Origin of the sequence: Streptomyces sp. NPDC007875 (assembly GCF_042868035.1) — a bacterium.
In the GTDB taxonomy this organism is placed as follows: domain Bacteria; phylum Actinomycetota; class Actinomycetes; order Streptomycetales; family Streptomycetaceae; genus Streptomyces; species Streptomyces antimycoticus.
On record NZ_JBIADZ010000012.1, the window covers coordinates 288,503 to 300,127 of the forward strand.

Here is an 11,625-nt window from a genome sequence, read left to right on the forward strand (position 1 = left end):
CCGCTACCCGGTCCCGGGGCCAGGCCATCCGCGCCCGCTGCCGGGCCGTCCGGTCCCGGAGCCAGGTCATCCGGGACCTCGGTCTGCTCTGGGCCCGGGGCTATGCGCTCCGCCGGGTTCAGGCCCGTGGTCCCCTCCCGGCCCGTGGCCCCGTCCGGGGCGAGGCCCGAAGCCGCCTCCGGGGCCACGTCGAGGGGCGGACCCGCGGCCTCCACCGAGCCCGGGCCCGCAACCTCCTCCGAGACCGAGTCCGGGTCCGTGACCGCCTCCCGGGCCACATCGGGGCCCGGGCACGCTGCGTCCTCCGGGACCTTCTGCGGGCCCAGGTCCGGGTTCGTAACCGCCTCCCAGGCCACGTCCGGGCCCGGACTCGCGGCCTCCTCCGGGACCGGGCCTGCGTCCTCCTCCGCGGTCAGGCTCGCGTCCGGGTACGGAGCCAGATCTGCGTGCGGGCCCGGGGCCACGTCCGGAGTCCCGTCCGCGTGCGGGTTCGCGGCCTCCTCCGGGACCGCGTCGAAGCCCGGGGTCCCGTCCTCGTCCGGTCGCAGCAGCGGTAGCGGTTCGGTCGGCTCCAGCGCCGGGTCGTCCACAGCGAACGTCCGCACCCGCCCCGGCAGTGACCATGGCTCCTCGAAGCGCACGGTCACCCGGCCCACCCCGCTCCCCTGCACCCAGCCCGCCCCGTACTCGGCGTGCCGCACATCGGAGCCCGGCAGCCAGCGCCGCGGCTTCCCAGCGCCCTCAGAAGCCTCTCCCGCGCCCTCTCCCACAGGCTCCGGCCCCTCGGAGCCCGGGGCGCGCCGCGCATCCCCCAGGGCCTCGTGGGCCGCCTGCGCGGCCTGCGCGGCCTGCGCCGCCTGCGCCGCCTGCGCCGCCTGCGCGAAGAGATCCTCCTGGGTGTAGTCCGCCAGACCACTGACCCCGACCCCCAGCAGCCGCACACCCGCCGTGGTGTCCACGCCGTCGATCAGCCGCGCCGCGGCCTCCCGCACCACCCCCGGGTCGTCGGTCGGCCCGCGCAGGGTCTCCGAGCGGGTCAACGTGGAGAAGTCGTACCGCCGCACCTTGATCACGACCGTGCGCCCCGAGCGGCCCGCCTCGCGCAGCCGCCGCACACAGCGGTCGGCGAGCCGCGCGATCTCCAACTGCACCCGGGTGCGGTCGGTGAGGTCGACGTCGAAGGTGTCCTCCACCGAGATGGACTTGGCGTCCCGCTCGGCGACGACGGGCCGCTCGTCCCGGCCCTCGGCCATCAGGAACAGCGACGCGCCGTGAGCCCGGCCCAGGAGCCGCACCAGCTCGGCCTCGCCCGCCTCCCGCGTCTCGGCCACGGTGTGGATCCCGGCCCGGCGCAGCGTCTCCGCCGTGGCGGGGCCGACGCCCGGGAGCGTCCGCACCGACATGGGGCCGAGCAGCTCGCGCTCCGTCCCCGGGTCGATGACCACCAGCCCGTCGGGCTTGGCCTGCTCCGAAGCGATCTTGGCGAGCATCTTGGATCCGGCGAGACCCACCGAGCCGGTCAGCCCGGTGACCGCCTTGATGTCGGTCCGCAGCCGCTCCCCCACGGCGCGCGCCGCCCCGACGGTGGGCTCGGTGCCGCCCGCCTCCAGATCGACGAACGCCTCGTCCAGGCTGAGCGGCTCCACCAAGGGCGAGAGCGTGTGCAGGAGCGCCATGACCACGTCGCTCACCGTGCGATAGAGGGTGAAGCGGGGGATGAGGAACGCCGCGTTCGGACACAGGCGGCGGGCCTGGGCCATCGCCATGGCCGAGTGCACCCCGAACACCCGCGCCTCGTAGGAGGCCGTGGCAACCACGCCACGCGGCCCCAGGCCCCCCACGATCACCGGCTTACCGCGCAGGCTGGGCTTGGATGCCTGCTCCGCCGAGGCGTAGAAGGCATCCATGTCCAGATGGAGAATCGTCGGCGCACCCCTCACACCTACGATGCTGCCGCACACCACTGACAATGGGCGCCACGACGGCCCGGAGGCGGGCCCGGGACGCCGCTCCGCTCGCGTCCCGGGCGGCGCCTGACGAAAGGTGCTTGACGCAAGGGCGAGCGCTCAACCGGCCCTGTTGCGACGCGCCGCGAGCTCATCGGTGGGGTTGGGCCGGATCAGCGTCTCACCGGTGTCCACTCGCTCGCCGTGCAGCTGGGACAGCGCGCTCTCGACATCCCGCCAGACGACGCCCACGGCGATCCCGAAGACGCCCTGACCGCCCTGGAGAAGGTCCACGACCTCATCGGGCGAGGTGCACTCGTAGACGGTCGCGCCGTCGCTCATCAGCGTCATCTGGGCCAGGTCGTCGAGCTCCCGGGCGCGCAGATGGGTCACCGCCGCCCGGATGTTCTGCAGCGATACGCCGGTATCCAGCAGCCGCTTCACGATCTTGAGGACGACCACGTCCCGGAAGCTGTAGAGCCGCTGGCTGCCCGAGCCGTACGCGGGCCGGACGCTCGGCTCCACCAGCCCGGTGCGGGCCCAGTAGTCGAGCTGGCGGTAGGTGATGCCCGCGGCCGCGCACGCGGTGGGTCCGCGGTATCCGACCCGCTCCATCTCCCCCGCGGCGGGCTCACGCGGCGGTGCTGCCTGTGCCGCGACCCGAGCCTTCAACGCCGGATCGGCCGGTGCGCTCCCTTGGAGCGTATACGGACCGCCGGCTGCCGTGCCGTCGCCGGTGCTTCTCACGCCGACCTCCGTCCTCGACCTGCCATCTTGAAGGTAGGCAGTCACCCGGGGTGCGTCAACGATCGCCACACTCGGCACGCCGAGTGATAATCACCCTAAGGGTGGTTTCCCGTGTCCCTCGTCCGGGAAAGGCTACTCGAATGCGCGAGCGAGGACCGGCATACCGTTCACTGGCTGCTGGTTCCGAAGTCCTCGGGCGAGATCTGGTCGAGGAACTCGCGGAACTTCTCCACCTCGTCCTCCTGCTCGTCCGGGATCGCGATACCCGCGTCGTCCAGCACGCCGTCGCTGCCGTAGATCGGCGTTCCGGTGCGCAGCGCGAGCGCTATGGCGTCGGACGGCCGAGCGCTGACCTCCACGCCGCTGGCGAAGACCAGCTCCGCGTAGAAGACCCCCTCGCGCAGATCCGTGATCCGGACCTCCGTGAGCTGCTGGCCGACCGCCTCGAGTACGTCTTTGAAAAGGTCATGGGTCAGCGGGCGCGCCGGAGCCATGCCCTGCTGAGCGAAGGCGATCGCGGTCGCCTCACCTGGTCCGATCCAGATGGGGAGGTACCGGTCGCCTCCCACTTCACGCAGGAGCACGATCGGTTGGTTGGAGGGCATTTCCACCCGGACACCCACGACGTCGAGCTCGTTCACACAGCAACCCTAGGACGTGCCCGGCCGGTTTGGATAGTCGGGGCCCGGTCGATCACCGCTCCTGGACCCTCAGAGCCGACCGCACCAGGGCCGCGTGCAGCTGTACGGAGAGCGTGGCAAGCTCCCGCACACTGGCCTCCGCATGCGCTCTGGTCTGCGGGTTTCTATGCAACCGCAGCGGAGCGACCACCTGCTCGACCATTCCGGCCTCGCGCTCGGCGGAGGCTTTCATGATTCGCAGATGACGTGGTTCCAGGCCGAAACGACCGAGTTCGGCGATGAGCCGGGCGACGGTCACCGCCTCGATGTCGTACCCGCCGTCCGCGGTCGGCGCCAGCAGCCCGTACGACTCCCATTCGGCCAGCTGCACCTCGCTGACCTCGGCCGTTGCCAGCAGCTCAGCACGGCCCAGCCGGGCGGCCGTGGGGCCGTCCGCGGCCGCCCCGGTACCGCCGTCGAGCACACCGGACTGCCGCGCTCCCTGCGAAACGGCAGGAAGCTGCAACGGCTCGCCCCGCTCCAGGGCGTCCAGATGCTCCCGGATGACCTTGAGCGGCAGGTAGTGGTCACGCTGCATCCGGAGGATATGGCCGAGTCGCTCCACATCCCGCCGGCTGAATTGGCGATAGCCGGAGGGCGTCCGCCGCGGCTCGACCAGACCTTCCGACTCCAAGAAGCGGATCTTGGAGATGGTGACCTCGGGGAACTCGTCCCGCAACAGATTCAGCACGGTGCCGATGCTCATCGACCGGCTGCCCGTGGGGGCGGTGCCGGTACCGGCACCGCCCGACGGTGTCTGAAGCATGGACCTCCCCTGACGGGTCAGATGCCGACGCCCCGCTGGCTCGGGTAGAAGACCAGCCGGTACTTACCGATCTGCACCTCATCGCCGCTGGCCAGCACCACCGGCGCGTCGATCTGCTCCCGATTGAGGTACGTCCCGTTGAGGCTGCCGACGTCCGCGACGGTGAAGCTGCCGTCCTGGCCGCGCCGGAACTCCACATGGCGGCGGGAGACCGTCACATCGTCCAGGAAGATGTCGCTCTGCGGGTGACGGCCCGCCGTGGTGACATCACTGTCCAGCAGGAAGCGGCTGCCCGAGTTCGGCCCGCGACGGACCACCAGCAGCGCCGATCCCATCGGCAGCGCCTCGACGGCGGCCTGCGCCTCCGGGCTGAGCGACGGCAGCGGCGTCTGCCCGGTCACCTCGGAGTCGTACGCCTCGAGACCCGAGATCGAAATGGTGGAGGTGGTCTCCGAGGCACGCTCGGAGGGCGCGCCGCCCCTCAGCGGGGCGCCGCAATTGGAACAGAACCGGCTGGCCTCCGCGTTCCGGTGGCCGCACCGCTGACAGACAGGCAAGCCGAACCCTCCACCACTGTGAGCGGCCGATGGCTCCTGGAAACCTATGGGGCCGGTCGCGGAGGGGTCAACAGACTCGCCCTGGGAGCCGACCTGGTCCCGGAACAGCGGGCGCTCCTCGGTCCCCCCTCCACTCTCCTCCGCGGCACGCGAGGCGCGGTGGCGAGCGGTGCTGCTGCCGCCATCCTGGCGGGCACTCTTGCCGAACAACTTCCCGAACAACTTCACGGGCGATTCCCCTTGACTGAAACAGACCCGCCCGTGGGGCAGGACAAACCCTCGATGCACACACCAGACGGTCCGGACATCCTCACAACGTCCGTGACCACCAGACAGTTTCCACCACGCGCGGATCTTCTGGTGCGTTGACCCCCCGCGTCCACATGGTCTCCCCGAGAGACCCTCATTTCGAACCGCCTCACCGTGATGACGACCGAGCGTAGTCAGGCCGCTTCGCCGATCGCAAGGCATCCACAACGATCTTCTTCTCCCGCCGCACGGACACAGTGGCCTGCTCCTTCTCCAGGCTCTGCACCACCCCGCCGGGGATGTTCAGCGCCGGCTCCAGATCCTCCGGCTTGCCGATCACCTTCACAACATACGGTTGCGTCACTTTCTGTCCATCGATCTGGATCGCGCCACCGCTGTCCGCGAAGTAGGTGCCGGCGACCACCCGCACCTTGCCGATCTGGATCGCCTCGGCGCCCGCCGCGCGCAGCTCCTGCACCGTGTCGAGCAGCATGTCCGACTCCACGGAGCCCCGGGAGTCGTCGATGGTGATCGTGATGCCGGGACCCTGTGCTGCCACCGTACCCGCGAGCACGCCCAGCTGCTGCTCCTTCTGGAGCGTCTGCTTGCGGGCCTCCTCGGCCTGGTCCGAGCTGTTCTCCAGCTCGGTGCGCTGGTTCTCCAGTCGGCGCTTCTCGTCCTGGAGCCGCTGGGTGCGGGAGTCCAGCTCGTCGAGGATCCGGACCAGGTCCTCCTGCCGGGCGCCGCGCAGCACGCTGTTCTCGTTGGTCGAGCGCACCTGGATGGCGAGGCCCAGGCCGAGGCCGAAGAGCAGCAGGGCGACGATCAGCTGCGCACGGGTCAGCCGTGGCGGCCATACGCCCTTCAGCAGCCGCTGGCGGCCGGACAGGGCCTCTTTCGCCCCCTTCTCGGCTCCACGGCCGCCCTGCCCGGCTCCGGGGCCGGGGGCGGGCCCCACACGCTCTCCGGGGCCGCTCCTGGGCCCGCTGGGGGGCCTGGTGCCCTCGGCGGGCGGTGTGGGCGTACCGCCTGCCTTGACGGGCCGGCCCTGGGCCTGCGGCGGCAGGGCCTCGGGCAGCACGGCCTTGGGCAGGGGCGTCCGGAGAGCGACGTCCTTGAGACCGCCCGGCGGCGGCCCGGCGGGCCTGCCCGGCTCACGTCGCGGGGGCGTGGCGGGCCTGCCCGACTCACCCCGCGGGGGCGTGGCGGGCCTGCCCGACTCACCCCGCGGGGGCGTGGCGGGCCTGCCCGACTCACCCGGCGGAGGCGTGGCGGGCCTGCCCGGCTGCTCCCGTACGTCACGGTGCTCGGGCTTCCGGGCGGGCGACGGGGCGCCCGGCCGCGGCGTTTCGGCCGCCGACGGCCGCTCCGGCCGCGCCCGCTCGCGCGGCTCCCCAGAGGGCGCGGGCTTCTCGGCCGTCTCCGGCCGTCGCGGCGGCTCGGGCGACCGCGGCGGCTGCTCAGCGGCCGGTTCGGTCTTTCCGGCCTTCGCTGGCGGCTCGGGCTTCTCGGGCTTCTCGTCCCTCTCGGCCAGTCGCGGCGTTTCAGCCGACTGTCGCGGTGTTTCGGCCGGCCGTCGGTTTTCGGCCGACTCCGGCCGCTCGGGCTTCTCAGGGGTGCCGTCGGTCGTCATCGGCCTCACGCCCGGAAGACATGGCGGCGGATCGCGGCCGCGTTGGAGAAGATCCGGATACCGAGCACCACCACGACTCCCGTCGACAGCTGGGCACCGACGCCCAGCTTGTCACCGAGGAAGACGATCAGTGCGGCCACCACCACATTGGACAGGAACGATACGACGAAGACCTTGTCGTCGAAGATCCCGTCCAGCATCGCCCGGAAGCCCCCGAAGACCGCGTCGAGTGCCGCCACGACGGCGATCGGCAGATAGGGCTCGACCATCGTCGGCACCACGGGTCGGACCACAAGTCCGACCACGACTCCCACGATGAGCCCCAATACGGCGATCACGATGTGCCCTTCCCTGTGTCGGCGTCACCCTTGCCGGAGCCACCGGCTATCGGTTCCGCGGTGCGTACGATCAGGCTCGGCGCGGCCGGAAGCCGGAGCGAGTCCTGGGCGGAAATGCTCGTGCGGATGTCATAGTTCTGCTGCAGCACATGCAGATACTGGCCGTCCGCGCTGTTCTGGAAAGCGGTGCTCAGCCGCTGCCCGTCCCCCACCGCGAGCACCGTATACGGCGGCGCCAGCGGCTTGTTGTCGACCAGTATGGCGTCTCCCGCGGCCCTGATCGCCGAGAGCGCCGTCAGCCGCTGTCCGTTGATCGAGATGGCCTCCGCGCCCGACTCCCACAGGCCGTTGACGACGCGCTGCATGTCGTGGTCGCGCACCCGGCCGGTATCGGAGAAGTCGGCGCTCTCCCGTGGTCCCCCGCCGCCGCCGGCCGCACCCTTGGCGTCGTCGACCACCAGCTTCACCCCGGGGCCCGTCACTTCGTTGGCCCCCGAGAGCAGCGCCACCAGGTCGGCCTTGGCTCCGCCGTGCTTCTCCAGTGCCTGCCGCTGCTTCTCCCCGACCTCGCCACGGAGCTTGTCCACGCTCCTGGCGAGTGCGTCCGCGTTCGAGTTCCCCGTCTCGATACGGTCGATCAGTTCTCCCCGCTCCTTGGCCAGCGTGGGCGCCGATATCCGCGCCTCGGCGGCGCCGACGGTGATGACCACCGCGACCAGGACAAGGCCGAGAGCCAGCCCCAGTTTGGCCCGCATGGTGCGCGGCAGACCCGAGCGGCCGGTCTCACCGCGCCGCGCGGCGGCCTCGGCGTAACCGTCGTCGAGGCTGTGGTCCATCACATTGGTCAGCAGCGACATGGACGCGTCGAGGCGCGGGCGAGGGCGCGGCGATGCTGTGCTCCGAACGGGGGGCTGCTGCGACATGCCGCACATCGTCGCACGTGGGGGCCGCCGCCACCGAATGGCCCCTCCGGCGTGCCGGATCGGGGACCTCGGGGCGGCGCCCCCACGCGCTCAGACGTGCGGAGACGGCCTCGGGATTCAGCGCCCCGCGCTGTCCACGACGCTCGACCACTCGTCCAGCAGGGCCTGCGCGGACGCGTCGTCCGGGCCCTCCGCCCACAGATGGGTGACCGCCTCGGCCGGGTCGGGCAGCACCATGACCCACCGCCCGTCGGCCTCGACGACCCGCACCCCGTCGGTGGTGTCCACGGAACGGTCGCCCGCGGCCTCCACCACATGCCGCATGACCAGGCCCTTGACCGCCCAGGGGGTGGCCAGATCGCGCCGCTGGACATGCGCCCGCGGAATCCGCGCATCGATCTGGCTCAGCGTCAGCTGAGTGCGCGCCACCAGCCCGATCAGCCGGACGAAGGCGGCCGTACCGTCGAAGACGCTGCTGAACTCGGGGATGATGAATCCGCCGCGCCCGTCACCGCCGAAGATGGTGGTCTCCGACCGGGCGACCCGGGTCAGATCGTCCGCCGCGGTGGTCGTCCACTCCACCTGAGTGCCGTGATACGCCGCCACCTGCTCGGCGATACGGGTCGTGGTCACCGGAAGCGCGACCCGCCCGCTGCGCCGCTCCGCGGCCACCAGGTCCAGCATCACCAGCAGCGTCCGATCGTCCTCCACGATGCGGCCCCGCTCGTCGACGAGCGAGAACCGCTCACCGACCGGGTCGAACCGCACTCCGAACGCCGCACGCGCCGAGGCGACGATCTCGCCGAGCCGGGCCAGCCCCGACCGGCGGGCATCGGCGGTCTCCGTCGGACGCGCCTCGTTCAGGCCGGGGTTGATGGTCAGCGCGTCCACCCCGAGCCGTCCCAGCAGGCTGGGGAGCACCAGCCCGGCGCTTCCGTTGGCGGCGTCCACGACGACCTTGAGACCGGATTCGGCGATCCCGCTGATGTCCACGGCGCGCAGCAGCGAGCCCGTGTACGAGTCGAAGACACTCGACGGGAAGCTGAGGTCACCGATCTCGCCCGGGAAGGCCCGGCGGTACTCCTGGCGGGCGTACACCCGGTCCAGCTTCCGCTGACCGGCCGCGGACAGATCGGCGCCCCGCTCGTCGAAGAACATGATGTCCACCGAGTCCGGCACCCCGGGCGAGGTCCGGATCATGAAGCCGCCGGCACTGCCGCGCGCGGTCTGCTGCCGGGCCACCGGCAGCGGTACGTTCTCCAGGTCCCGTACGTCGATGGCGCTGGTCTGCAGGGCGGAGATCATCGCCCGTTTGAGCGCCCGCGCGCCCCTGGAGTGGTCACGCGCGGTGGTGACCGTGGAGCCCTTCTTGAGGGTCGTCGCATACGCTCCGGCGAGCCGCACCGCGAGCTCCGGGGTGATCTCCACATTGAGGATGCCGGAGACGCCGCGGGCGCCGAACAGATGGGCCTGCCCCCGCGACTCCCAGATCACCGAGGTGTTGACGAACGCGCCCGCCTCGATGGTCTTGAACGGATACACCCGGACATTGCCCTGGACGATCGATTCCTCGCCGATCAGGCACTCATCACCGATGACGGCCCCGTCCTCGATCCGGGCGGCCCGCATGATGTCGGTGTTCTTGCCGATGACACAGCCGCGCAGATTGCTCTGCTGGCCGACGTACACGTTGTCGTGCACCACCGCCTTGTGAAGAAAGGCGCCGCTCTTCACCACGACATTGGAGCCGACGACGGTGTGCTCACGGATCTCGGTACCGGCCTCCACCTTGGCGTAGTCGCCGATGTAGAGCGGACCGCGGAGCACGGCCTCCGGATCCACATCCGCCCCTTCGGCGACCCATACGCCGGGCGAGATCTCGAATCCGTCGAGTTCGACGTCGACCTTGCCCTCGAGAACGTCGGCCTGGGCCTTCACATAGCTCTCATGGGTGCCCACGTCCTCCCAGTAGCCCTCGGCGACATACCCGAAGATGGGCTTGCCTTCCTTCATCAGCTGGGGGAAGACATCGCCGGACCAGTCGACCGGAACATCGGGCTCGACATAGTCGAAGACCTCCGGCTCCATGACATAGATGCCGGTGTTGACCGTATCGGAGAAGACCTGACCCCAGGTGGGCTTCTCCAGGAAACGCTCCACCTTCCCCCCCTCGTCCACGATGGTGATACCGAACTCGAGGGGATTGGGGACGCGCGTCAGACAGACGGTGACAAGGGCTCCGTTTTCCTTATGGAAATTGATCAGATCCGTAAGGTCGAAATCCGTCAGGGCATCACCCGAGATCACAAGGAAGGTGTCATCCTTGAGCGCTTCCTCCGCGTTTTTTACGCTACCGGCGGTGCCGAGTGGCTTCTCCTCATTCGCGTACGTGAGCTCCATGCCGAGCTCCTCGCCGTCACCGAAGTAGTTCTTCACCAGGGACGCGAGGAACTGGACTGTCACCACGGTCTCGCTGAGCCCATGCCGCTTGAGCAGCCGCAGCACATGCTCCATGATCGGCCGGTTGGCCACGGGCAGCAGCGGTTTGGGCATGGTCGAGGTCATCGGGCGCAGACGAGTTCCCTCGCCCCCTGCCATCACGACGGCCTTCATATCGGAAGCGTCCTCCTTGAAGAGACGACGGTCATGCCGACCGCGCACGCCCGATGGCCCTTACACTTACCGCGCTACGGGCCCCGGCCTCTATGGACGCCGCTACGGGGAGCTCAGTCGGCCGCGGTGTCCGCCCTGACAAGTCGGCGGACCTGAACCACGTAGAGGACTCCTGCCCACCAATAGAGTGTTGTACCCCATCCAGCGAACGCCCATCCGAAAATTGCGGCGGTCGTGTGAAGCCAGCCACTTCCCTCACTCAGAAGGAGCAAGGGGAAGGCATACATCAGGTTGAAGGTCGCCGCCTTGCCGAGGAAGTTCACCTGGGGCGGCGGATAGCCGTGGCGCCTGAGGATGCCCACCATCACCAGCAGGACCAGCTCTCGAGCGAGAAGGACCGCGGTCAGCCAGAGGGGCAGGATCTCGCGCCAGGTGAGACCGACAAGCGTGGACAGTATGTAGAGCCGGTCGGCTGCCGGGTCGAGAAGCCGGCCGAGGCTGCTGATCTGGTTCCAGCGCCGGGCCAGCTTCCCGTCGAGATAGTCACTGACACCGCTGAACGCCAGCACCAACAGTGCCCAGCCGTCGCTGTTGGGCCCGCCGAACTCGGGCCGGAGGATCAGCCACAGGAAAAGCGGCACGCCGACGAGGCGCGCAGCGCTGAGGATGTTCGGGATGGTGAGCACACGGTCCGTCTGAACTCGTGTCTCCTGTACCTCCACCCGGGAGCCTCCCGTGAGAAACAGGCCGATGATGCCCCATGACTCTACCGGTAGGCCCGCATGGGTCCCGCACCGGGGCGTACCGGGCATGGACATAAAAAAGACCCCGAGGGAACTGGATTCCCATCGGGGTCTTTTTGAAGAATTGTTCGGCGGTGTCCTACTCTCCCACAGGGTCCCCCCTGCAGTACCATCGGCGCTGAAAGGCTTAGCTTCCGGGTTCGAAATGTAACCGGGCGTTTCCCTAACGCTATGACCACCGAAACACTATGAAACTGAACCGGAACCACACCCCAAACAAAAAAGGGGGTTCATACGGTTCATTGCTTCAGAACCAACACAGTGGACGCGAGCACCTGAGGACAAGCCCTCGGCCTATTAGTACCAGTCAACTCCACCAGTTACCCGGCTTCCATATCTGGCCTATCAACCCAGTCGTCTACTGGGAGCC

At 69.7% G+C, this 11,625-nt stretch carries 10 protein-coding genes and 2 rRNA genes; all 12 read right to left on the minus strand.

The annotated features are described in order from the left end of the window. On the minus strand, positions 1–1,940 hold a 1,940-nt coding region (locus ACFYOY_RS25825), incomplete at its 3' end, for a DNA polymerase IV (protein WP_388589856.1). Between the two features lie 126 nt (positions 1,941–2,066). Beyond that, the gene (locus ACFYOY_RS25830; protein WP_388589859.1) at positions 2,067–2,693 is read right to left on the minus strand and encodes a MerR family transcriptional regulator; all 627 of its coding nucleotides are present in this window, start codon (positions 2,691–2,693) and stop codon (positions 2,067–2,069) included. 167 nt (positions 2,694–2,860) lie between these two features. Continuing rightward, the gene (locus ACFYOY_RS25835; RefSeq protein ID WP_014058684.1) at positions 2,861–3,334 is read right to left on the minus strand and encodes a bifunctional nuclease family protein; all 474 of its coding nucleotides are present in this window, start codon (positions 3,332–3,334) and stop codon (positions 2,861–2,863) included. Positions 3,335–3,386: 52 nt separating this feature from the next. Next, entirely contained in the window at positions 3,387–4,139 is a 753-nt protein-coding gene (locus tag ACFYOY_RS25840) for a MerR family transcriptional regulator (protein WP_388589862.1), read from the minus strand. A 17-nt stretch (positions 4,140–4,156) separates the two neighbouring features. After that, on the minus strand, positions 4,157–4,984 hold the full coding sequence (locus ACFYOY_RS25845; RefSeq protein WP_351888654.1) for an FHA domain-containing protein: 828 nt from the start codon (positions 4,982–4,984) through the stop codon (positions 4,157–4,159). A gap of 130 nt (positions 4,985–5,114) precedes the next feature. Continuing rightward, on the minus strand, positions 5,115–5,903 hold the full coding sequence (locus ACFYOY_RS25850) for a DUF881 domain-containing protein (protein WP_351888716.1): 789 nt from the start codon (positions 5,901–5,903) through the stop codon (positions 5,115–5,117). A 680-nt stretch (positions 5,904–6,583) separates the two neighbouring features. Beyond that, positions 6,584–6,916: a small basic family protein gene (locus ACFYOY_RS25855; RefSeq protein WP_069873690.1), complete on the minus strand. Its 333-nt coding sequence runs from the start codon at positions 6,914–6,916 to the stop codon at positions 6,584–6,586. Next, positions 6,913–7,839, minus strand: coding sequence for a DUF881 domain-containing protein (locus ACFYOY_RS25860; protein ID WP_351888657.1), 927 nt, complete (start codon positions 7,837–7,839; stop codon positions 6,913–6,915). The genes ACFYOY_RS25855 and ACFYOY_RS25860 overlap by 4 nt, the downstream gene beginning before the upstream one ends. A 117-nt stretch (positions 7,840–7,956) precedes the next feature. Continuing rightward, positions 7,957–10,452, minus strand: coding sequence for a mannose-1-phosphate guanyltransferase (locus tag ACFYOY_RS25865; RefSeq protein WP_351888660.1), 2,496 nt, complete (start codon positions 10,450–10,452; stop codon positions 7,957–7,959). A gap of 113 nt (positions 10,453–10,565) precedes the next feature. Further along, entirely contained in the window at positions 10,566–11,174 is a 609-nt protein-coding gene (locus ACFYOY_RS25870) for a CDP-alcohol phosphatidyltransferase family protein (protein WP_014058691.1), read from the minus strand. A 147-nt stretch (positions 11,175–11,321) separates the two neighbouring features. Further along, positions 11,322–11,438 (minus strand): 5S ribosomal RNA (gene rrf, locus ACFYOY_RS25875). Between the two features lie 94 nt (positions 11,439–11,532). Continuing rightward, a 23S ribosomal RNA gene (locus ACFYOY_RS25880) occupies positions 11,533–11,625 on the minus strand; the annotation flags it as partial.

Bases quoted from the DNA above. Each gene is read 5' to 3' on its own strand.
- ACFYOY_RS25840 (WP_388589862.1), bottom strand. From the start codon at position 4,139: ATGCTTCAGACACCGTCGGGCGGTGCCGGTACCGGCACCGCCCCCACG.
- ACFYOY_RS25860 (WP_351888657.1), bottom strand. From the start codon at position 7,839: ATGTCGCAGCAGCCCCCCGTTCGGAGCACAGCATCGCCGCGCCCTCGC.
- ACFYOY_RS25865 (WP_351888660.1), bottom strand. From the start codon at position 10,452: ATGAAGGCCGTCGTGATGGCAGGGGGCGAGGGAACTCGTCTGCGCCCG.